The 22,306-nt window shown below is 38.3% G+C and carries 20 protein-coding genes and 1 pseudogene; 18 read left to right on the forward strand and 3 right to left on the reverse strand.

The features are described 5' to 3' along the window. Positions 1-134 precede the first annotated feature (134 nt). The 4 genes from RMB03_RS15115 (at position 135) to RMB03_RS15130 (ending at position 4,819) form a co-directional block, all read left to right on the forward strand. Positions 135-1,019, forward strand: coding sequence for a phosphoribosyltransferase family protein (locus tag RMB03_RS15115; protein ID WP_311076780.1), 885 nt, complete (start codon positions 135-137; stop codon positions 1,017-1,019). Between the two features lie 11 nt (positions 1,020-1,030). Beyond that, positions 1,031-2,524 (forward strand): nicotinate phosphoribosyltransferase, encoded by a 1,494-nt coding sequence (locus tag RMB03_RS15120; RefSeq protein ID WP_311076781.1) that lies wholly within the window; start codon positions 1,031-1,033, stop codon positions 2,522-2,524. A gap of 60 nt (positions 2,525-2,584) precedes the next feature. Continuing rightward, a complete protein-coding gene (locus RMB03_RS15125) occupies positions 2,585-3,352 on the forward strand; it encodes an NrtR DNA-binding winged helix domain-containing protein (RefSeq protein WP_311076782.1) in 768 nt (255 codons plus the stop codon). Between the two features lie 72 nt (positions 3,353-3,424). Further along, positions 3,425-4,819: a methylenetetrahydrofolate reductase C-terminal domain-containing protein gene (locus RMB03_RS15130; protein ID WP_311076784.1), complete on the forward strand. Its 1,395-nt coding sequence runs from the start codon at positions 3,425-3,427 to the stop codon at positions 4,817-4,819. Between the two features lie 484 nt (positions 4,820-5,303). Here RMB03_RS15130 and RMB03_RS15135 read toward each other — a convergent pair whose 3' ends face one another. Further along, complete coding sequence (locus tag RMB03_RS15135; protein ID WP_311076785.1) at positions 5,304-5,609, reverse strand: hypothetical protein; 306 nt, start codon at positions 5,607-5,609, stop codon at positions 5,304-5,306. A 127-nt stretch (positions 5,610-5,736) separates the two neighbouring features. On the opposite strand from RMB03_RS15135, the gene RMB03_RS15140 reads away from it, so the two are divergent. From RMB03_RS15140 to RMB03_RS15205, 14 genes and pseudogenes are all read left to right on the forward strand, one after another. Beyond that, positions 5,737-6,261, forward strand: coding sequence for a DUF4468 domain-containing protein (locus RMB03_RS15140; RefSeq protein WP_311076786.1), 525 nt, complete (start codon positions 5,737-5,739; stop codon positions 6,259-6,261). A 75-nt stretch (positions 6,262-6,336) separates the two neighbouring features. After that, a complete protein-coding gene (locus tag RMB03_RS15145) occupies positions 6,337-6,513 on the forward strand; it encodes a hypothetical protein (protein ID WP_311076787.1) in 177 nt (58 codons plus the stop codon). Between the two features lie 8 nt (positions 6,514-6,521). Further along, positions 6,522-6,725, forward strand: a pseudogene (locus RMB03_RS15150) (DUF4236 domain-containing protein); the annotation flags it as partial. A gap of 243 nt (positions 6,726-6,968) precedes the next feature. After that, positions 6,969-7,307 (forward strand): hypothetical protein, encoded by a 339-nt coding sequence (locus tag RMB03_RS15155; protein ID WP_311076788.1) that lies wholly within the window; start codon positions 6,969-6,971, stop codon positions 7,305-7,307. Positions 7,308-7,560: 253 nt separating this feature from the next. After that, a complete protein-coding gene (locus RMB03_RS15160; protein WP_311076789.1) occupies positions 7,561-8,280 on the forward strand; it encodes a helix-turn-helix transcriptional regulator in 720 nt (239 codons plus the stop codon). Positions 8,281-8,371: 91 nt separating this feature from the next. Further along, on the forward strand, positions 8,372-9,832 hold the full coding sequence (iaaH, locus tag RMB03_RS15165; RefSeq protein WP_311076790.1) for an indoleacetamide hydrolase: 1,461 nt from the start codon (positions 8,372-8,374) through the stop codon (positions 9,830-9,832). Between the two features lie 694 nt (positions 9,833-10,526). Then, positions 10,527-11,588, forward strand: a complete 1,062-nt coding sequence (locus tag RMB03_RS15170) for an HlyD family secretion protein (protein WP_311076791.1) — start codon at positions 10,527-10,529, stop codon at positions 11,586-11,588. A gap of 25 nt (positions 11,589-11,613) precedes the next feature. Beyond that, complete coding sequence (locus RMB03_RS15175; protein ID WP_311076792.1) at positions 11,614-13,161, forward strand: DHA2 family efflux MFS transporter permease subunit; 1,548 nt, start codon at positions 11,614-11,616, stop codon at positions 13,159-13,161. 188 nt (positions 13,162-13,349) lie between these two features. Beyond that, positions 13,350-14,138 (forward strand): hypothetical protein, encoded by a 789-nt coding sequence (locus tag RMB03_RS15180; RefSeq protein WP_171252338.1) that lies wholly within the window; start codon positions 13,350-13,352, stop codon positions 14,136-14,138. After that, positions 14,135-15,721 carry a GH3 auxin-responsive promoter family protein gene (locus RMB03_RS15185; RefSeq protein WP_311076793.1) on the forward strand — a complete coding sequence of 529 codons (1,587 nt, stop codon included), beginning with the start codon at positions 14,135-14,137 and terminating at the stop codon, positions 15,719-15,721. Before RMB03_RS15180 ends, RMB03_RS15185 begins: the two co-directional genes overlap by 4 nt. Further along, a complete protein-coding gene (locus RMB03_RS15190) occupies positions 15,718-17,046 on the forward strand; it encodes a TolC family protein (protein WP_311076794.1) in 1,329 nt (442 codons plus the stop codon). The genes RMB03_RS15185 and RMB03_RS15190 overlap by 4 nt, the downstream gene beginning before the upstream one ends. Then, entirely contained in the window at positions 17,043-18,200 is a 1,158-nt protein-coding gene (locus tag RMB03_RS15195) for a hypothetical protein (protein ID WP_311076795.1), read from the forward strand. Before RMB03_RS15190 ends, RMB03_RS15195 begins: the two co-directional genes overlap by 4 nt. A 232-nt stretch (positions 18,201-18,432) precedes the next feature. After that, entirely contained in the window at positions 18,433-19,404 is a 972-nt protein-coding gene (gene surE, locus RMB03_RS15200; RefSeq protein ID WP_311076796.1) for a 5'/3'-nucleotidase SurE, read from the forward strand. An 11-nt stretch (positions 19,405-19,415) separates the two neighbouring features. Next, positions 19,416-20,060, forward strand: coding sequence for a hypothetical protein (locus tag RMB03_RS15205; RefSeq protein ID WP_311076797.1), 645 nt, complete (start codon positions 19,416-19,418; stop codon positions 20,058-20,060). A gap of 35 nt (positions 20,061-20,095) precedes the next feature. On the opposite strand, the gene RMB03_RS15210 is transcribed toward RMB03_RS15205, so the two are convergent. Together RMB03_RS15210 and RMB03_RS15215 are read right to left on the reverse strand one after the other, a co-directional pair. Then, positions 20,096-20,536: an HD domain-containing protein gene (locus RMB03_RS15210; RefSeq protein ID WP_311076798.1), complete on the reverse strand. Its 441-nt coding sequence runs from the start codon at positions 20,534-20,536 to the stop codon at positions 20,096-20,098. A gap of 149 nt (positions 20,537-20,685) precedes the next feature. Further along, positions 20,686-21,162 (reverse strand): hypothetical protein, encoded by a 477-nt coding sequence (locus RMB03_RS15215; RefSeq protein WP_045125480.1) that lies wholly within the window; start codon positions 21,160-21,162, stop codon positions 20,686-20,688. Positions 21,163-22,306 lie beyond the last annotated feature (1,144 nt).

The following is a 22,306-nucleotide window of genomic DNA, read 5'->3' on the forward strand; positions in this document are numbered from 1 at the left end:
ATATGATCGCTCTAAAACTGCAAATTTTATGTCTTAAATTGTCTTGAAAAAAGTTTGAAAATTAGACTTGAAATATATAGTGGCTTTATGCCACTATATATTCATCGAAGGTCATCAGACAAAAAGAGGATGATATGGCTATCCAGCTTTTAGATGCGGCAAGAAATGAAATTCCAGTGAAATTCACGCAGTTTTCTGGTGGAGAGCGTCATGTTCAAATTGATGAGGCAACCTTAGGTTTACTATCTGGCACGGTATTGGTTCGTGCACAAATGACCATAAGCCACGATGTGATGGACTATTTACTACTTGAAAATATATTGCTGAATCAGGGTTTAACCGTTGATCTAGAAGTTCCGTATTTTCCATATGCACGTCAGGACCGTATTTGTGCAGTGGGGCAAGCGTTCTCACTCGATGTGATGACTAAATTACTCAACATCAATGCAGACAAAAAAGCCGGCAAACAAGGCAAGGTGACTGTTTGGGATTGTCATAGTGAAGTAACAACAGCATTACTTGCTGCCAATACTTCTTTTAGCGAAGTTGTAAATGTGAGTTCAGTCGACATCATTGCTAAGAGTGAAGCGCTGAGCACATTGTTAAAAGATGAAAAAACAGTACTGATTTGCCCAGACAAAGGCGCAAAAGCACGCACACAAATGGTTGCAGACGCTTTTAATCTTGAGCGTAAACAACCAATCACTATTGTTCAGTGTGATAAAAAACGTGATCCAGTAACTGGCAAAATTTTAGGTACACATGTACATGCGACTGATTTATCTGAGCTAACAGCGGTCATTACTGATGACATTTGTGACGGCGGTGCAACCTTTATTGGTATTGCCAAAGAACTCCGTCACCTCAATTGCCATAAGGTCGTTCTATATGTGACCCACGGTATTTTTAGTAAAGGATTAGAGGTTTTTGATGGACTGCTTGACCAACTGTTTACCTCGGACAGCTTTCCGCAACAACCATCAGACAAAATTTCAGTAATTGCTTTTGCAGCAAAATAAAGAGAATAAAGATGACTATTAAACTTAATCCATTAAACGCTATCGATTTTTATAAAGCTGATCACAGACGCCAGTATCCAGTAGGCACAGAGTACGTGTACGCAAACTTTACGCCGCGTTCATCTCGACTCGCTAAAATGTTACCTGACTTCGACGATAAAGTTGTGTTCTTTGGTCTTCAGGGTTTTATCAAACACTTTTTGATAGATACATGGAATGAAGGATTTTTTAAACAACCTAAAGACAAAGTGGTAGCTGCTTATAAACGCCGTATGGATAGTTCATTAGGTGAAGGCGCAGTACCGGTTGATCATATTGAAGCATTACACGACTTGGGTTATTTACCATTACGCATTAAAGCATTGCCAGAAGGTAGCCGCGTCAATATGCGTGTACCTGTGCTCACTGTAATTAATACCGACCCGCGATTTTTTTGGTTAACCAACTATATTGAAACTGTATTAAGTGCTGAGCTTTGGAAAAGTTGTACTACCGCAACGATTGCTTATGAGTACAAACGCTTATTAACACAATATGCCGTAAAAACTGGCGCACCACTCGATTTTGTACCTGTGCAAGGACACGATTTTAGTAGTCGTGGCATGAGTGGAATTTATGATGCTGCTCAATCTGGTGTTGGGCACTTAACCAGTTTTATTGGAACAGACTCGGTTGCTTCAATTGACTATGCAGAAGAGTATTACAATGCAACAGGTGTGATTGGGGTATCGGTACCAGCGACCGAACACAGTGTGATGTGTATGGGCACAGAAGACAGTGAGCTAGAAACATTTAAGCGTTTAATCTGTGAGCTTTATCCATCTGGTGTTGTCAGTATTGTGTCTGATACTTGGGACTTTTGGCGAGTGATTACAGAGTTTACAGTGGCTTTAAAACCTGAAATTCTAGCAAGACAACCCAATGCTTTGGGCTTGGCTAAATTGGTTTTCCGTCCAGACTCTGGCAACCCAGTTAAAATTATTTGTGGTGACCCAGATGCCGAAGTCGGCAGCCCAGCGTACAAAGGCGCGGTTGAATGTTTATGGGAAGTGTTTGGCGGTACAACGACTGACCAAGGCTATAAAGTACTGAATGAGCGTGTTGGCTTAATTTACGGTGACTCGATTACCCTAGACCGTGCACAGCGTATTTTAGAAGGGCTTGAAGCTAAAGGTTTTGCTTCAAACAACTTGGTGTTTGGTATAGGCAGCTTTACCTATAATTACTTAACTCGCGATACTTTTGGGTTTGCTGTGAAAGCAACTTGGGGACAAGTCAATGGTATAGGCCGTGAGTTGTTTAAAGACCCAATAACAGACTCAGGTGTAAAAAAATCTGCTAAAGGTCTATTACGCATCGAAGAAAGTGAAACTGGTTTTACCTTGTTTGATGAGCAAACAGCGGAACAAGAACAAGGCGGAGCACTAAAAACAGCCTTTGAAAATGGTAAACTTCAATATGAGTGTACTTTGGATCAAATTCGTGAGCGTTTATCCATCGCATAACTGAGCTTAGATGAGTCGTTACATAGTGGGCGGCTCATCGTTTTCATTGAGAGACTGAACGTGACTATTCAAACTGAACAAGAATTCCTTGCCAGTTATGATCGCCGAGATTATGACGCACCTTTACTCACTGTCGATATGGCTATTTTCTCGGTCTTTAATGGTCAGTTGCAGGTATTACTCATTAAGCGACCAAACTTTCCAGCCAAAGATCAGTGGGCTTTACCCGGCGGTTTTGCCGATTTAACCCATGATCAAGACTTAATGGCAACGGCCTATCGTAAGCTGGTCGAAAAAACAGGAATTGCTTCACCTTACTTGGAACAAGTCGCCTCTGTCGGCAATGCCAAACGTGACCCGCGTGGTTGGGCCGTAACCATTTTGTATTTTGCTTTAATCGATTTTAATGCCTATCAACATCAAACATTGGCTGAATATAGCGAATGGGTAACTGTAGCAAAAGCACAAGATTTAGCATTGGCTTTTGATCACAACGAATTACTCACCTTGGCATTAGAGCGTTTAACCAATAAAACTCGCTATACCGCATTGCCAGCCAGTCTCATGCCTGAGTTATTTACGCTAACTGAGCTACAAACCATTTATGAAATTATTCTTGGGCAATCTTTAGATAAAAAAGCATTTAGACGCCGTATGATAGAAGCAGGTGCAGTTGAAGAAACTAATCACAGTAAAATTGTGGGTAAACGACCAGCTCAGCTTTACCGTTATGCACTCGATTCTTTCGATTTTATATTTCCTCGCTCACTCGAATTACCCAGAAATAAAGAGGGTGAAGATAAGCAAAACAATGAGCTTTCTGAGTAGCGCATCTTGATTCACTTTGATTTATAATGCCGCGCTTATGATTAATGTCATGTTTTGATCAGCACTTTGCCTATGTCACACGTTTCTCCCTGCTTCCAACAAAACCAGTTTTTTGTGTTGGTGGAATATCTCACTTCACTGCATGAAATTTATCCTGTTAAACATGAGTTTGCGGGATATCCGGCTGCAATGACATTGGCAGATCGCGTACATTCAGATCATGATATCGCGCCGCTTGAGGCCAGCAAAAGTTATCCTGACACAATCGATAAAGTCTTACACTTTTCGGGCAAGGCCCGAGACATACAAGACTTTGAGCATTTTTTAGAAGAAGCCCAAGCAGCCAATATTCAAAACTTGTTATTGCTTACAGGCGATAAACTTAAAGAGCATCATAATGGTCGAAATGGACAGCCTCGTAGTCGATACCTAGAGTCGGTAAACGCCGTAATGGCTGCCAAGCAATACGGCGGGTTTCGCATTGGGGTTGCTTTTAACCCATTTAAATATGTCGAAGCTGAACGGGATGCACAGTACTTAAAACTACATAAGAAAATTAAAGCAGGTGCTGACTTTATCATTACGCAATTGGGCTATGACATTGAAGCCTTAAAGCAAGCCAAATCATTTTTAATGAAGCATGCTTATTCACAGCAAATACTGGCTTGCGTCATGCCACTGACTTTAGGTCGTGCCAATTTTATGGTGAAGCATAAAGTGGCAGGTATTGTGATTACTGCACACATGCTAAAAGTTTTGGCAGACGAAAAACAGGCAGGGCATACAGACCGTGTTTATTTACGCTGTGCTTTACAGATTTTGATATGTAAACATTTAGGGTTTGCAGGAATTCACTTATCTGCTTGCCATAAGCCTGAAGAGCAAATGCTGCTTGAAAGCTACATCGAGCAATATCGCCATCTTACACTTGAAGCCTTAGAAGAGCTTTGGAATTCACTTTGGCAAGTCACGACAGGCAAAGAGTTTTCGCCTGAAATTACTCGTTTTTCACGTCAGCCCACTTCCAAACAAATGCTTAAATATCGCCAACTGCATGTGATGCATGAGGCGCTGTTTGAATCAAAAATTGCTAAAGGGCTTGGACGCTTTATTTTTAAAGCATCTTTTTGGGAAAACTCTTTGGTTGCCAAAGCATTACTTAAAACCGAAGTACTGAGTAAACATAGCCTAGTGGGCTGTGAAAGCTGTGGTCAGTGTCGCTTAAGCGATACTTTATATATTTGCCCTGAAACGTGTCCAAAAGGTTTAGCTAATGGTCCTTGTGGCGGAACAACTTTAGACCGCTGTGAATTTGGTGACCGTGAGTGTATTCATTCTGTTAAAGCAAGGCTTGCCAAAGCGGTTGAACAAACTGAGGTATTAAAAGAGAAACTCATTCCAACCGTGCCTCTTGAAACTAGAGGAACCAGTTCTTGGAAAAATTGGTATTTAGCGACTGAGGTTTAAGTTTTATATTACCCCTTGGTTTGAATTTGTTGCAAAACAAATGATATGCTAAACGATTGCGATAATTTAAAAATAACAATTACTTGCCTTAATTATGTCCAATCAAAATGATTACCTAGGAGTATACTTAAAGCAAATCTTTTGCGTTAAAAGGAAAGGCTGTCTCAATGAAAAAGTTGGTTGCTGTACTTACTGTAATTGTTGTTTTAACTGGATGCGTTTACGACCCTGTTAATTACGACAAAATACACGACCAAGAGTTCCAAGACCACCTCAGGCAAAACGGTTAGTAATAAAAAAGCCCACTCAATGAGTGGGTTTTAGTGTTTAAAAAGCCCGACTATCCACTGTATCTGAAATTACTGTGGTATATCTTAGTTAAAGCTCTACATCCACAAGCTGCAAATTTGGTTCTGGCAATCTCTTTACCTTCCCGTGAAACAATTGAGGTCCAAAAAAGTAAACTGTTTCCTAATGGCTCAATTTATTCTTCATTTATACATTTAAATCTGATTTCAGTTTTAGGAAAGTTACCCAAAATATAGGGTGGTTTTGCATCAATAGTTTCTAAGACATTAACGAATTTATTTGTTTTTTGGCATTCTTGATATGCTTCCTTCATTGCTTCTGCTTTAAGTGTTCCCATTCCACTAAACCCAGTAGCAGCTTGTCGTGAGACCATATAAGTATTATTTCCCATAGGAACAATACCTGAATTTGCAGCGCACCCTACAATTGAAAAACTGCAAATTGTTATTAAAATTTTTTTATTAAAAGAGGTAGTAAGCATGAAATTTTGATTCCATAAACAAGTTTTTAAATTAAATATTTCTTAAGGTTACTACTTATTTTCCTATGTGACAATTAGTAACCAGTTTGTTACAGTAGGTGTACTTAATAATAATGTTGGAAAGTACATGAAAAAACTTTTAATAAGCTCATTTTTAGTTTTGGGTATGTCGGGTTGTGCAACTACGCCTCAACAGCCTTCAGAACCTATTAAATTTGAAAAAGTTTATACAATGGATAATTTGAAGCAAACTCAAGTATATGATGGTGCGCGTCAATGGTTTGCAACAGCTTTTCGTTCAGCAAATGCAGTAATCCAATATGAAGATAAATCAACAGGCTCTATTATTGGTAAGGGTAATATGGCCTATCGTTGTGGTGGATTTGCTGATTGTATGACTGCAACTCCAAATGATCGGGTTGATTTTACAGTACGTGTAGATACTAAAGATGGAAAAATGAGAGTTAGTTACGATAACTTAACTCATTATCAACCATCCCACATGAGTGGCACAGTAAGAATTCAGGAAAGTAATCGTCCTATTATAGAAACAGCACCTTCAGCAAAAATTATTTTGAATGAATTAAATCAATCAGCAGATAGCATGGCTGAAAAAATAAAAACTCAGCAAAAAGTTAATGCAGATTGGTAAAGTGAATAAAAGCACCCTCTAGGTGCTTTCATTATTAGATATTAATAGTTAAATAATAAAATAAAGGGCAAGAATATGAAAAAAATTATTATGAGTATTTTATTAGTTCTAGGTTCTATCAGTATTACAGAAGCTGGTAAAGGCCGCCAACCTTGTTCTGGTAGTAAAGGTGGGATTAGTCACTGTGATGGTAGTAAATTCGTCTGTAAAGATGGCTCAATAAGTGGTTCCAAGAAAATTTGCACTAGATAGGTTTGGCTATGGGCTTTAACTTTAGAAAGAGTTTTAAAATCGCACCTGGTGTACGACTCAATATTGGCAAAAAAGGAATCTCTAGCGTTTCTATAGGTGGTAAGGGTGCTCGTGTAAATCTTAGTAAGAAAGGAACACGAACTACAGTGGGGATTCCTAGAACAGGCTTGTCATATAGTAGTTTTAGTTCCCATAAGAAAAAAGCACCACCTCAATTAAATAGCTACCAACAGCAACCATTTATTGATACTTCGACTTCTCAAATGCCACCAAACAGAAGTGTTTCATTTCTGCTCGGTTTTGGAATCTTTTGGATGCCGTACATCTTTGCATGGTTTACTTTAAGATCTGGCTATTCCAGTTCAGCTCGGTGGATAAGCTTTATTTGGATGGTATTTGTTTTATTGATTGTTATGGCAGATTGAAACAGCTAATTATTAATAATGAGTTAATTTATGAAAAAGATTATTTTTACTACAGTGTTGGGTTTGATAATTTCTAATTTTGCAAATGCAGATACTCTTATTCCAAGAAGTGTTCAAGGTGATAAAGGAAAATATTATTTAATAGAGAAGAAAAAACAAGGCGATATTATTATTACACTTCACAAACGCATTGGTGTAGAAACTATAGATTACACTCGATTGGAGACAAACTGTAAGACTATGAAAATGCGTGAAATTGGAACTGGTGAGGGATCAATAAAAGCTATAAAAATTAATCCTACTAAGTGGTTTGATTTAGTAGAAGGCTCAAGTAAAAGTGACCTAGCTCATTTTGTCTGTAAGAAATAAAATTTAGTAAAAGCTAAACTTTTAAATCCTCAATTTTATTGATAATAAAAAGAATTTTTAAAAGCACCCTAGGGTGCTTTTTTATATTTACATATCTTATTAAAAGTTCTGTTTTTCTTCATCAAGTGATTTTATTTCTATATTTTCAAATTTGTTGTTGTACAAACTCTTTAAATTTTCTATAGGTGTGTTATAGAAGAGCATAAGCTCCATTTTTCTTAAAATTCGATGGATTTCGTTAAATAGGTAGACGATGACCGCACTTTTAGAAAAGGATTTCAGCCCATCTGAGTTTACATTGTTTTCTGAAATATTATGGAAACTTGGCTCAGGGAAAGGGCAATGCACTTTACGTGAAAATATCATTGCAGATATTGCTACCTTATTACGGGCTGATTTCGCCGCATCTTACATTTGGGATTCAACGCATAACTTATCGAGAGAAGGCGTAATATGGAAAATCGACCCAAAAGCCATAGAGGACTATGAGTATATTTGGCAATTTGATGACCCCATTACTTCACAACTTCGTAAACTTCAGAAATCGACCTTCGTCAATGAAGTTATGCCTCTTGCTGATCTTAAAAAAACCAGCTATTACAATGAGTTTTTACAAGCGTATGGTTTGTATCACGGCATAAATATTTATTTTGTCCGAAATGGTATAGATATTGGCGATTTACGCATTTGGCGTGCACAAGACGCTGACATGTTTGGTGAGCGTGAAAAAAGAATATTAAATTTACTTGAACCTTATTTTACTCAAGCCTTACCAGCAGATTTATCAACACAATATGGCCTGACTCCACGTGAACAAGAAGTGGTTCGTTTGGTCTCTAAAGGTTTAAGTGATAAACATGTGGCGAATTTACTTGGTATTAGCTTTACTACTTTAAGAACCCATCTAAATAATGCCATGAGAAAAATAGGCTGCAATAATCGCACTGAAATGGCTTTACTCATTCAACATTAAAGCAAAGCAATCCTCAATTTTGAGGATACGAATGAATGAGCAATTTGTACTAAGTTCTTAAGATCACAACTTAAATGGATTTTAAGTCACCATGTCAAATGCAGTTGAAAAAAATAATTGGAGTGAAACACTCGATTTAGCCAATGCTTCAGTAGATGTAATCACTCAATTGATCCATGACAGAAAAGTGTCTTGCGAAGAACTCGTGCATCATTACTTCGAAACAATTGAAAAACAAGAGTCTTTAAATGCATTTATTAGCATAGATAAAGCTTCAGCAATTCAACAAGCTCAATATTGGGATAAATATCTACTGAGTGGAAAACCATGTCCAGCTTTAATGGGCATTTTAATTGCGGTTAAAGATAATATTCATGTTGCTGGTTTCTCAAATAGTGCAGGCACACCAGCTTTAGCTGATTTTAAGCCTCAAAGCTCCGCACCGATTATTCAAAAACTTATTGACCACAGCGCAATCATTGTTGGTAAAACCAATATGCACGAATTGGCCTTTGGCGTAACAGGCTATAATACCGCCATGCACATTGAAGGTGTTGTGGGTACACGAAATGCGGTAAACCCATTACATATTGCTGGCGGGTCTTCTTCTGGTAGTGCTGTGGCTGTTGCCGCGGGAATGGTTCCGATTGCGATTGGTACAGATACTGGTGCTTCGGTTAGATTACCGAGTGCTTTAAATGGTTGTGTCGGCTTTCGCCCAACGGTAGGAAGATATTCACAAGAGAGTATTACCCCAATTTCACATACGCGGGATACTGCCGGCCCTATAGCACATACAGTATCTGACATTATCTTAATTGATCAGCTCATTACTCAAGAGCCAAGAAAAAAACCATTACAACCTCATCAAATTAGACTCGGTATCAATTCATATTTTTGGAATCATTTAGATGAAGACGTTCATCAACAAGCCCAGATTGCACTTGAGCTTTTAAAAGAGGCAGGAGTCGAAATTATTAATGTCGATATGACGAATTTAGAACAACTTAATCACGCTATTTCATTTCCAGTGGTTGTCTATGAAGGCAAATATGACCTTATTCAATATTTAAAACATCACTGTATAGACCTGACCTTAGAGTCGGTGATCGATCAGATTTCAAGCCCAGATGTACAGGCACTTTTTAAACAGAATATCCTTCCCCAATTAATTCAAGATCAGACTGGTCAATTTGTTCCTGCTTTACCTTTCTATGAAAAAGCCATCAGTGAAGCTCGTCCACAATTGCTAGAACTCTATCAAAACACATTTAAAGCGCATAATTTACATGCTTTATTGTTCCCAACATCAGCCATCGTTGCACCACTAGTAAACGAGCAAGTCAGTTCAATTGAAAATTTCCAGACACTGATTCGAAATACAGATCCTGGCAGTAATATCGGATTACCTGGACTGAGTTTACCCATTGGAAAGGGAGCGAAATCGAAACTACCAATTGGGTTGGAGATTGATGGTTTACCTCATCAGGATAGTGAAATACTTGCGATTGGAGAGACTTTAGAAGAAATTTTTAAGGTTTTAAATAAGTAAAAAAATAAACTGATAATTCTCTATTTTTTAAATAAAAAAGAGTTAAAAGTAACTCTTTTTATGATTAATTTTATTTGTTAATAATACTTAGTTTCTTAAAAATATGTTGGCTTGGGTTCAGAATTTCTCTGCTATTCCACTTAAAATAGTTAATCATAAATTTATTAAAATACATCTTTAATAAGTTTTGTTTAACTATTTTGATAAATAAGAACATTTATATTTTATGTTTCTATAAATATTATAAAACTTATCTATAACTCTTTTTAAAATTACACATTACCTTAATTAATTCTACACAAGTACTACAAATTGAAGACTGATTTTTAATATTGGTACAATGAATTTTCCTGTCAATTAATCACTTTAATAAGAAAAATAACTAAATTAAGTTATTGATTTAAATTAATAAATTAAATTTTTAGAAAATGGGTTATAAATAGAAATTTCAAAAAATATAAAATTACATAATTTTTAAACATATTTTTTATAGCATGCAGTGGATTGGCGTAAATAGAAAAAATATATGTCAAAACGGTCAATGATATTTAATCGATTTAAGAATCATAATTTGCACCAAATTTTACGCTGTCACGATTCATTGAATAAACCAAGTGAAAAGTTACGTAAAAAAGACGCTAATAGTTTATTGGTGTAAATAAAAAATCGAATATTACAAATAAACGGAATGAATATGGATAACGTAGCTCAGCTAGAAACTGATACTAATTTCCAAAGTCGAAAAAAGATAACTTGGGGTGTTTTTAGTGTCCTGCTGTTATTTTTAGTCGCGGGCATTATATATTATTTTTTTGTATACCGATTTTATCAATCTACTGATAATGCTTATGTGCAAGCAGATGTTACTTGGGTAATGCCAAAGATTTCAGGCGAAGTGATGGAGTTATTAATTAACGATAATCAGTTTGTAAAGAAAGGGGAAACTTTAGCCGTCTTAGATCATCGTGATTACCAAGCTCGTTATGATCAAGCTAGCTCTGTCGTGAGCTTAAAAGAAGCAGCGCTAGGCGTACAACAACAAAATGAAAAGTCTGCCAAGTCTTCCATTACAGAAGCAAATAGTGGCGTTGTTGCGGCACAAGCAGACTTATCTCGCTTAAGAAAAGATTTTGAACGTTATCAAGATTTATTAAAAGATGGGGTAATTACGCGTCAAAACTTTGAAGGGGTTCAATCTCAATATTTAACGGCTCAAGCACAGCTAAGTAAGGCACAAGCCGCCGTAAATGCAGCAGAAGCTCAGTTGGGTAGCTTACAAGCGAGTAGAGCGCAACTTTTGGCAGATATTCAAAGTGCCAATGCAAACTTAAATCTTTATCAAATTGATTTGGCTTCATCAAAAGTGGTGAGCCCAGTCGCAGGAAAAATAGGAAGCCTTGCGATCCAGAAAGGTTCGCGTGTTTCTCCGCAAACCCGCTTAATGGCGATCATTCCTGAAAATAGTTTGTATGTACAAGCGAACTTCAAAGAAACCCAAATTGAAAAAATGCATATAGGTCAGAAAGTTAAATTAAAACTTGATGCTTACCCAAACCTGACTTACAGCGGAACAATTGAAAGCTTTTCTCCAGCTTCAGGTGCAACTTTCTCACTTATGCCACCAGACAATGCCACAGGCAACTTTAACAAGGTTGTTCAACGTATTCCTGTACGCATTGCCATAGATTCAAGCCCGCATATTGATCTTATAAAACCCGGAATGTCGGTTAGCGCTACGGTTGACCTAAGAACTTAATAATAAAATTTTTAGGTAATAAGAAATGAATAAGCATATTGACGCTGAGTGGAAGTTTCCCGCAAAGACGGCTTGGGCAATTTTTGCTGCCATGATTTTTGGCAACTTTATGGCGATTCTTGATATTCAGATTGTGGCGAGTTCTTTAAACGAAGTTCAAGCCGGCATGAGTGCAAGTCGTTATGAAGTGACTTGGGTGCAAACGGTTTACTTAATTGCCGAAATTATTGCGATTCCAATGTCGAGTATTGTCTCGCGAGTGCTTTCAACACGGGTGTATTACACCATCTGTGCAATTGGCTTCACCATCAGCTCTTTACTTTGTGCGTTGGCATGGAACTTAGAGAGTTTACTGGTTTTCCGTGGCATTCAAGGCTTTATGGGCGGCGGAATGATTCCGACTTCCATGACGGCCTTGTACTTACTTTTCCCTGAAGCAAAACGCTCATTGCCTTTGGTTATGTTTGGAATGATCAGTACCTTAGGCCCAGCCATCGGCCCAACCATTGGCGGCTGGTTAACCAATAACTTCTCATGGCACTGGATGTTCCTGATTAATATCATTCCGGGCATTATTATCGCTACGGTCATCTACTCGGGTCCAAATATTGATCGTGCAAATCATTCACTTATCAAAAGTATGGACTGGTTTAGCCTCATTGGCATGGCGATGTTTTTGGGTGGGCTAGAATATTTCCTTGATGAAGGTGCACGGCACGACTGGCTTGCAGACACAGGCGTTCGGATTGCTTTCATGGTCTGTGTTGTGGGCGGCATGATCTTCTTCTCTAGAAGTTTTACCCAGCCCAAGCCTTTGCTCGATTTATCCGTATTTAAAAATAAAAACTTTACCTTAAGTGCCATCACGACTTTTGTGATTGGTATGGCGCTTTATGGCTTGGGTTACATGATTCCAGTGTTTTTGGGGCAAGTCCGTGAAATGAACAGTAGCCAAATTGGTCACGTCATGATGGTGACAGGTATTGTCATGTTCTGCTTTGCGCCGTTTCTTGCGTGGCTCATTCCCAATTTTGATACCCGCAAAACTGTATTTGTCGGAATGATTCTGGCTGGTTTTGGTGTATGGCTCAATTCTCACCTCAGCATTCAAAGCGATTATGACTTTATGTTCTGGCCGCAAATCTACCGTGGTATTGGCCTCATGATCTGCTTGATTGTGGTTTCACATTTAGCCATGAGCACCTTGCCACTGAGTAAAGTGGCCGATGCCAGCGGTATTTATAACCTGATGCGCAATATTGGCGGAGCGGTTGGTCTTGCACTGATTAACTCATCCTTGGATTGGCTGACTGCCCTACATGTCACGCAGATTAATCAGGGGATGACACCGCAAAACTGGATTTTTACAGAAAGACTCGATCAGCTCACGGCGCAATATCAGGAAGTCGGCTCAAATGCACAGCAAATTGCGCTCAGCGTGATCTATCGTGACATTCATTTTCAGGCGCTTACATCTAGTTTTAATGATTTATTACGCATGCTCGCAATCATCATGTTTGTGACGGCCTTTTTAACCATCTTTATGGATCGGGGGAAGAAAATGAATATGTAGCTATTTAGAAATAAAAGGCAGCTTTCAAAGAATGAAAAACAATAGGGCATATCAAAACGTATCCCTTCATAGAAAAAGAACATTTTTATGAGTTTTCTAATATCGGTAGATGAGATCGGGGAACTCGCAAATTAGAGGTGGAAGGTTAAAGGATTATGATTAATACAACGTATAAATTGATTTCAAAATTGAACCTGAAAAACACGACTTATGGTCAATATTTTGAAAAAGAGCAAATTGATACAGAGCGATTAAAAGTGATGTATTCCATTTACGAACAGTATTATGAAAATACGAGATTTTCTATTTTCGTAGATGATTTTAAAAATAAAAGTGGTGCGATCTTAATTTTTGACTCGGAGACAGATGAGATTGTGGGGTTCTCAACCGTTGTTGTGCAGCACTTTTATTTAAACGGTAAAGACTACACCGTGTTATTTAGCGGTGATACGGTCATTTTGAAGAAGTTTTGGGGTACGCGTAGTCTGCAAAGTACCATGCTCAAACTCATGATCAAGCTTCGAATCAAATATCCATTTAACGAGCTCTATTGGCTGCTGATTTCTAAGGGCTACAAAACCTATCTCTTACTTGCCAATAACTATTATGTGTACTACCCAAACATTAAAGATGAAAACCAGCATCTCTCGGAAGTGGTTGAGCACTACTGTGAGAAATTCTTTGGGGAATACTACGACCGTGAAGCTGGCTTATTAAATTTTGGTGATGACTATCAACCATTAAAAGGTGAAGTCGCACCGATTACTGCCGAAATGAGACAAAAGAACCCAAATATTCATTTCTTTGAGCAGATGAATCCAACATGGAGTGCGGGTACGGAATTACCGTGTATTGGTCGATTAGGCTGGAAAGATATTGCCCGCTTCCCTGTGAAGCTCATGACTAAACCTGCAAGTAAGGGAAGATGCGAAGCACGTAAAACGTCGAAAACAAACCGTAGAGAGGCCATCCAATGAAATCTAATGAATGGCTGACTTTGGGTTCGCATCTTATTTTAAAAAAATGGTGTGATGCATCCGATCGTAATTTTCAAAAACGGTTTAATGCGTTAGAAGCAACACAACGTCAAATCCTGCATTCGATTTTACAGACCTCTACGTTTGCTAAAGATAAAAAAGTTCAAAACTATGAGCAGTTTGTAAAATCATTTCCTGCGACACGTTACGGCGCGTGGCGAGAAGACATTCAACGCTACCGTGAACAAAAGCTTTCACTATCTAGCAGTAAGCTGGTTCGTTTCCAGCCAACCAGTGGCTCGAGTGAACAGATTAAGTTTATTCCATATACCAAACTGTTTTTAGATGAGCTAGATCATGCGATTGCACCGTGGATGGCAAGTCTATACCGTAAATGTCCGGCGCTTAGTTCGGGAACGCATTACTGGTCGGTGTCATGGTTACCTGAAAGCCAGCGTGAAGTTTTAAAAGATAAAAACCTAAATGATGATAGTGCGCTACTGGGTGTAGGTAAGCGAATTTTATCTAAGTTTACCCAAGCGGTTCCAAGTAATGTTGCCTTTGCAGCCAATGCCGACGATGCACTCTTTGCCACGATTTGCTATTTGGTGGCAAACCGTAACTTAGCCATGATCTCGGTGTGGAGTCCAACTTTTGCGCTGCAATTGCTTGAGCGTTTGGAGTTTCTACAACAAGACGTGATTGAAGTTTTACAAAGTGGTTCATGGGGCAATCGTCAAGCTTCATTAAAAGAAGTGACTGCACCGCATGGTCCTGAAAGCGCTCAAGCCTTAATTGACAGTTCAAACGGCGAACAGATTGACTTCAAACAGCTATGGCCAAAGTTAAGTTTAGTGTCGAGTTGGGATACAGCAGGTTCAAAAGCTTGGGCCGAAAAATTACAAGAGAAATTACCCAGTGTTCAGTTTGAAGGAAAAGGTCTATGGGCGACTGAAGGTGTAGTGACCATTCCCTATAACGATCAATACCCGCTGGCGTATCAAAGTCACTTCTATGAATTTGAATATTTAGAGGGTGAAAAACAAGGACAAATCATTCCGTCGTGGCAGCTTAAACAAGGTGATGTGGTGAGCCCACTCATTACCTCAGGCAATGGCTTGCTTCGTTACTGTATGGATGATTGCTTACGCGTGACTGGCTTTATCGAGCAAATCCCGTGTTTTGAGTTCCAAGGCCGCCGTTTTGGGGTCGATCTGGTCGGTGAAAAACTCGCACCTGAAACTGCCCAGCAATTATTGTCGCAGTTAAATGAAACGGAATCTAAAGCAATTTCTTTACTGGCGATTGATACCGAGCAACACGTTAAGCCGTTTTATTGCGTGCTTTTTGAAGGCGAAATTCATCACAGCATTAACAACGAATATATCGACAGTATTTTGCGTCAAAACTTCCATTATGAACTTGCTCGAAACTTAGGACAGCTCGACCAGCCTCAAATTCGTCAAGCCAATAATGGTTGGAATGCCTATAAAAAACTGGTCATGTTTGACGGCATTATCGAAGGCAATATCAAGCCTGAACCACTCAAAAAAGTCACCCTGAATAGTTTGGAACAACTATGAAAGGGATGAAGCAATTTAATACTCGGTTTTTAACACTTCGACACGCCTTGTATCTTGGCGTGTTGGTTGTGTCGAATGTACAAGCCATGACTTTAGACGAGGCTTTGTCTGCCAGCTTAAGACATGAAAGTCAGCTTGAAGTCAGCCGTTTAAGTGTGAACCAGTCAACCGCTATGCTTGAACAGGCTAAACAGCGTGATGGACTTAAAGTCAATTTAGTCGGGCAACTTGACTATGAAAGAATAGATACGCCTTCACAAGTCCTGTTTCCAACCGAAGGAAACCGTAAAGGTCGAAGTTTACAATTGCAGGCGGATTATCCGATTTATACCTCTGGACGACATCGTTTAGGAATTGATGTTGCTGAAAGCCAGCTCTCTGCACAAAACCAAGGGCTATCTGACCAAAGATCGGAAACCATTTTAAATACTGTGATGGTTTATACCGACGTATTAAAGAAGAAAGCGATTTTAGAACTCAGACAAAAGACCATGGCAAATCTGCAACGGTCTTTATATGAATCGAAGCGCCGTTTTGATGTAGGGATGATTACCCGTGCAGACTTGGCTCAGGTTTTGGCACAAGTCGCGCAAGGTCAAGCCGATATTACACAGGCTCAATCTAATCTGACCGTAAGCGAAGCACAGTTTTATCAAGTTACGGGGGTAACGCCTGAAAACCTTGTTGCGATTAAACAACTACCCGCTATTCCCGCTAACTTAGATGAAATTTTGGCTCAAACCAAAAATCATCCAGCTTTAATGCGTAGCAAATACGAAAAACAGGCTGCAGAGAAACAATACGCTTTAACCAAACGTGAACTTTGGCCTACGGTTATGCTCACCAGCCGTGCCGGAAAGCAAGATGAGGCAAGCTATATTGGCTCCGAAAGTAATAACTATATGGTTGGGGTACAGCTTAATGTACCGCTCTATGACGATGGTTTAAATCGGGCCAACGTCAAAAAAGCACAGGCCGATATAGATTTGGCGAACCAAAAAACGCGAAGTCTTGAACTGGATTTGAATAAGCGTACACGCACGAGCTATGCGCAGCTTCAAACCATTCGACAAAATAAAGAAGCATTGGCAAATGCCATAGAGGCTGCGTCGATTGCCTTTGTCTACACACGTAAAGAGTTTGATGTCGGCACCAAAACGACGTTTGATTTACTCAATACCGAGCAAAAGTTACTTGATGTCCAAACTCAAAAAACTGTGAATGACCAAGACGAAGTCGTGTTTGTCTATCAGATACTCGATCAAATGGGGCGTTTAAATAACTTGGTTCCTACACAGACCGCACAACAGGTGAATAATGAATGAAAACAAATCCACCACTTGCTGACAATACCCTGATTACCCGAGAAGCAACTTTGGCAGACGATCAGGCTTTAAGAGACTTGATTGCAGTACCTATGACCACCAAAGGGATACAAATTAGCTTTCAACGTGAACCCAGTTATTTTCAAGCTTCCGATATTGTCTATCGACATAAATTGCATGTGGTGATTGAAGACACTGAGAGTCAGAAGCATGTCGCTTGTTATAGCAATGGTTACCGTCCGTGTTATGTCGATCGGAACGTACAAAACTTACGATACGCGGGTGATTTACGCGTAGACCACAACTATCGTGGGAAATCACTGGTTAAGGTTTTAGCAAAGCATGTAAAACAAACTATGCATGAACCGAATTATAGCCAAATGATTATTTTTGATGATAACCACGCCGCGCGCGCTGCCATTCAAACGGGCAAAACGGGAATGCCTGATTATTATGATGAAGGGCTCATTGAGACATTAAGTCTGACCGACACGGGCGCAAAAAGAAAAATCACGGCTTTCTTAAAGCAAGCTAATCAGAGTGATCTTCAAGAGATTCGTACATGTGTAGCCGAAGCTAAACATGTGGCTGCAATGAATCAGTTTATTAGCGACATGGCCGAGTTTTATAACTTTATTCCAGCTTATAACTTTGAAGAACTTGCCCAAGGGCATCAGTATTTTTCAGGAATGAAACTCTCAGATTTTTCACTTTATTTTAAAGGTGAAAAACTGGTGGGCATGTTTGGCTTGTGGGATCAGCACAGCATTAAGCAAACCAAAATTTTGCATTACAGCTCAGTCATTGGAATTTTTAGACCCGTTTATAATTTATTGACTCCAATTACTAAGGGCATGCGTTTGCCTAAATTGGGTGATTCTATCAAGTATCACGTGTTACACACCTTAATGTGCCATCCACAAGATTTGGCTTTGCATCATAAAATGCTCGAAGATGCCTATAACAAGTCAAAACAGCAGGGCGTTGGTGTGGTGAGTTTTACGCTTTCACATAAAGACCCGCGTTATCAATTAAACCAGTTTTATAAAGGTGAACGCTTAACTGGAATGCATGGTTTTATTAGTTATGAAGGTGACCCACGACCACATTTTGATAAAAACCTGATTCCATATTTAGAAGTTGGACGTATTTAATTTAAAGCTTGAAGTGATACTTTGAATTAAGCCCACGAAAGTGGGTTTTGTTATTTTGAATATGAGCGATGAGGTAGATGATCAGTTTATAAAAGAAAATATAGCAATAATTTATAATATAATTATTTAATTTTTAATGGAAAAGTATTTTAATTTTTATTGATGCATAGTCACTAAACGTACATATAGCGCAACTACTATACAAATCGAAATTTAAGAACATGGTAGTTAAGTGATGAAAAAAAGTTTATTGGGCGGCCTTATTCTGTCTTTGTGTACAACTCAAGCTTTTGCGTTAAATATTTTATTGGTTAATGATGACGGTCTAACCAGCAATGTCAAAGCACTCTATGATGAATTAAAAGCAAATGGTCATAACGTGCTTGTGTCTGTGCCTTGTTCACCACAAAGTGGCCGTGGTGGCGCAATCGTGATGTACAGCTCAACGACGATTACCGCGGATAACGATAAGCAAATTGCGGCTGAAAATGGTTGTCACAATGGTGCAGCACCAATTGGCGCACCTGCGGCTGGAACCTTTACCAAAGCGGGTTATACAAATGGCGACTGGAATTACACGCATGGTACACCAGTCATGGCAACAATTTATGGACTAGATGTGGTTGCGCCAAAACGCTGGGGTAAAGCGCCAGACTTAGTTTTATCTGGCCCGAATGAAGGTCAAAATGTTGGAAAAGTCGTTGTACACTCTGGCACGATTGGTAATGTTCAGTTTTCGGCAGGACGTGGCATTCCGTCTATTGCATTAAGCGCCGATACAAATACGGTAGATGACAAAACGTTAAACAACCCTAACTCTGCGATTGTGGCAAAACAAACCGTAGTGTTATTAAAAGAATTACAAGCTAAGGCAGGCAAGGGGCAATTGTTGCCAAAAGGCATCACGCTTAATGTTAATTTCCCAAAAAATTTAACAACCAGCACACCTTTTGCTTTTTCAAAAATTGGGACGTATGACTTATATAAATTGAAGTTCCAAGTAACCAAAGACAATAAAGGCAACAACCAATTTGGTCTAGGGATTGATGCGGCACCATCGGCGCCAACCGCAGCTCAAATGTCGGATGAAAGCGCCGTCATGCAAAGCAAAATTGCTGTGACTGCAATGCAAGTTGCTTACGATCAGCGACCAGCAGGTCAAGAATGGCTCAAAATTCGTTTAAAAAGCCTATTTAACAAGTAAGGAGAAAGACCATGAAACGTTGTTTGTTGGTTTTACTTCTTGGAATGGGCTTGGCGGCTTGTAATGACAATGATCATGATGACCAAGTCTCGACTGAAAAACCTGCCTTAGCTCCGAGCTTAGATGTCGGTACTTATATTATTAGTACCGAAACTGATCAAGAGTTACCAATGGCGGGTAAATACTATTCTGGTACAGATGGTTCTAAATTATTGGTTTTAGATGATGACGAAAACCGTGCCAAAATTGTGATGAGCTATGACGCAAAAACCAAAGCTTGGCAGAGCAATCAGTCTAATCAAGCGATGACCGTTGAATTAGCGCATTATGAAAAAATTGATGATCAGAAAATTACGCTGAATCAATTAGCCGGCACATACGATTTATCTTTTCCAGATGGAACAACGGTCAATGCCGAGGTGAATGCACAAGGTAAGATTGTCTCGAAAGACCCAAATTGTGTGTTTACAGGTGTTATTACTGAAAGTGCACTAGCGAATACGGCAAGCTATCAACTTACCGATAACAAGTGTGATGCGCTAAAAAATAACTCGAAAGGTTATGTTGTGGTGGATGAAGACTTAGAGCCTATGAGTTTTAGACTTGTATCTGACACGGTTGCATCAAAAGACATTTGGGCATTTGCACAATCTTAAAAATAAAAAGGCAACGGATTCATTTCGTTGTCTTTTCATTCCAACCTATCTTGCGCCGTTGAAACAATTAACATGGTTTGAAGATAATAATCTACACGTGATTGATTATTTTCTTTATGTGAGTTATGCGCATTAAAGGCTGCATCGTGAAGTTTCACGACTCGAGCGATCGGATTTGAACTACAACGAATTAAATATTCTTCGCGTGTTTCACTTTCCCGTTTAGTTAATGCATCAACGGCATCACGGACTTCTTTTCCGAATAAACTTTCGATTTTGTCTAGCGTAAGAGGAGTGTCTTCAACGCTATCGTGGAGAAGGGCTGTAATAATATAGACTTCCGAAAATCGGTGCTCAATTAATGAGTTGACCACACCTTTAATATGGTAATCAAAGTAATCATGAGGTCTATACTTTTGACCTTGATGCGATTCTTTTGACAATTTCTCTGCTAATTCAACTTTATTTTGAGTCATTTTTTGCTCTTATCACTTAAAGTATATGACGCGGCCTAATTTGTGAGTTTGGTCGCTTAAGTACAAGTTTATACTGAACACTCAAATTAGGCATATATAAAAAGCAGCCTCGAAATGAGACTGCTCATTTTTAAGTGAATTCATAAGCTTTAAATATTTGATAAAGTGAATGAGCTATTACCGCCAGTTAAAGCGACGTTCGTACCATTGATTAATAGAACAGGTTTATTTCCACCAATATTGGTTACGGCTAGGCTACCAAACCACCAATTGTTATGTCCAACATAGTGACCTTGAGCGAGATATACGGGAATGGAAGCAGACGAAGTTTGCAAATTAACGCCAAAGTAGAAGTTAAGCTTGCTAGGGGTGTCCCCACTACTTTGACTATCAGCAAACATGTGACTACCTTTTTGTAATAGTTCAACATAACTATTAGCAACCTGCGAAGAGCCGCTACGGTCACAGTCTAAAGTGATAGTCCAAACATTTCCTTTTTTAGTAATAGAGGGTGGTGGTTCACAGGTTTCGCCGTCTGTATATACAACAGAACCATCAATATATGTGATATTGGTTAATAGCCCAGTATCATCAGTAATAACAACAGTGTTGGATGAAGTTGACATGATTAAATCCTCTTAAATTATGTTTTATCCAGTCGCTTTATTTTATTGTTTATAAAAGTAATCGCGCTGGATGCTTTGTCTGGTATTTTAAATACCATTGGTTATAAAATGTTTAAAAGTATGATTTATTTATATGCCTTAGACTTATGTTTTATCTTTATCAAAATATCATTTGAGCTGCCTTATTAATATTATATTCATTAAAAAATAAACCATTTTTGATACAAATTATATTTTATTGGGATTTTTTCACTATATTGTTTTTAGGTGTGAAAAGGGCTTTGTTTTTTAAAAAGAAAGATAATTTTTAATTAAAATTTGACTAATATTGATAATTGAAGCACTTATTGAAAATAGCTTTATTATTTTATTTATACTATAAGTATCTGAGTTTGTTGATATAAATATTATATTTTAGCTTGATTAAATTTATGGCTTTATTATTAAGTTGTATTAATATTTTAATTTAAATGTGGTTTTTATAGGTTCTAGTTTGGTGGTGTTATAATAAATATTAATCATTAAAAATAATGGATATTTTATACATAATAATTATTTAGATAGAAATATTTATAAATATTAGTGCCATGAAAATAAAATCCATTAATTTTAAAATTTTATTAATTACGTTGTTAATATATAGGAGGTGATTGTAGATCCTTTAAATAGTGCAGATTATCTTTTACTTGCTTTCATAAACTCATAAAAGAAAAGAGTTGTCCAATATTTAAGCAAAACTAGGCCTTAAGTTTTGAAATTTTAAACTTTAACTTAATGATATAAAACTTGATTGTAAATATTACTTAAGAATCTCCTTAATTATCTAATTAAATGAAAAATAATAACTATTTAAATAATTTCTAGCCAATTTCACATTGACACCTTAAATATTGAAGATTACCATTTGCGGGCTGGCCTACATTGCCAGACGGTTGTCGCAGACCGTATTAAGACCGCATCAGGATTATTTCTTCTGAGGAATAGTTTTGTGTGTAAGCTCCTCGTTCCCTCCCGTAGCGGTAGGACGGGAGAGGGACACCCTCGGGTGTGCTGGATGTCTTAACCAGTCTGCGAACCCTCTTCCGTTCTGCCACCATAAATCTTATGCTTTGGCAGAACTCCCAATAAAAAGGAGTTGGCTTTG

This window comes from Acinetobacter sp. V91_7 (genome assembly GCF_031799075.1).
GTDB classification, from domain to species: Bacteria; Pseudomonadota; Gammaproteobacteria; order Pseudomonadales; family Moraxellaceae; genus Acinetobacter; species Acinetobacter calcoaceticus.

Bases quoted from the DNA above. Each gene is read 5' to 3' on its own strand.
- RMB03_RS15115 (WP_311076780.1), top strand. From the start codon at position 135: ATGGCTATCCAGCTTTTAGATGCGGCAAGAAATGAAATTCCAGTGAAA.
- RMB03_RS15120 (WP_311076781.1), top strand. From the start codon at position 1,031: ATGACTATTAAACTTAATCCATTAAACGCTATCGATTTTTATAAAGCT.
- RMB03_RS15130 (WP_311076784.1), top strand. From the start codon at position 3,425: ATGTCACACGTTTCTCCCTGCTTCCAACAAAACCAGTTTTTTGTGTTG.
- RMB03_RS15135 (WP_311076785.1), bottom strand. From the start codon at position 5,609: ATGCTTACTACCTCTTTTAATAAAAAAATTTTAATAACAATTTGCAGT.
- RMB03_RS15140 (WP_311076786.1), top strand. From the start codon at position 5,737: ATGAAAAAACTTTTAATAAGCTCATTTTTAGTTTTGGGTATGTCGGGT.
- RMB03_RS15145 (WP_311076787.1), top strand. From the start codon at position 6,337: ATGAAAAAAATTATTATGAGTATTTTATTAGTTCTAGGTTCTATCAGT.
- RMB03_RS15155 (WP_311076788.1), top strand. From the start codon at position 6,969: ATGAAAAAGATTATTTTTACTACAGTGTTGGGTTTGATAATTTCTAAT.
- RMB03_RS15160 (WP_311076789.1), top strand. From the start codon at position 7,561: ATGACCGCACTTTTAGAAAAGGATTTCAGCCCATCTGAGTTTACATTG.
- iaaH (WP_311076790.1), top strand. From the start codon at position 8,372: ATGTCAAATGCAGTTGAAAAAAATAATTGGAGTGAAACACTCGATTTA.
- RMB03_RS15170 (WP_311076791.1), top strand. From the start codon at position 10,527: ATGGATAACGTAGCTCAGCTAGAAACTGATACTAATTTCCAAAGTCGA.
- RMB03_RS15175 (WP_311076792.1), top strand. From the start codon at position 11,614: ATGAATAAGCATATTGACGCTGAGTGGAAGTTTCCCGCAAAGACGGCT.
- RMB03_RS15185 (WP_311076793.1), top strand. From the start codon at position 14,135: ATGAAATCTAATGAATGGCTGACTTTGGGTTCGCATCTTATTTTAAAA.
- RMB03_RS15190 (WP_311076794.1), top strand. From the start codon at position 15,718: ATGAAAGGGATGAAGCAATTTAATACTCGGTTTTTAACACTTCGACAC.
- RMB03_RS15195 (WP_311076795.1), top strand. From the start codon at position 17,043: ATGAAAACAAATCCACCACTTGCTGACAATACCCTGATTACCCGAGAA.
- RMB03_RS15205 (WP_311076797.1), top strand. From the start codon at position 19,416: ATGAAACGTTGTTTGTTGGTTTTACTTCTTGGAATGGGCTTGGCGGCT.
- RMB03_RS15210 (WP_311076798.1), bottom strand. From the start codon at position 20,536: ATGACTCAAAATAAAGTTGAATTAGCAGAGAAATTGTCAAAAGAATCG.
- RMB03_RS15215 (WP_045125480.1), bottom strand. From the start codon at position 21,162: ATGTCAACTTCATCCAACACTGTTGTTATTACTGATGATACTGGGCTA.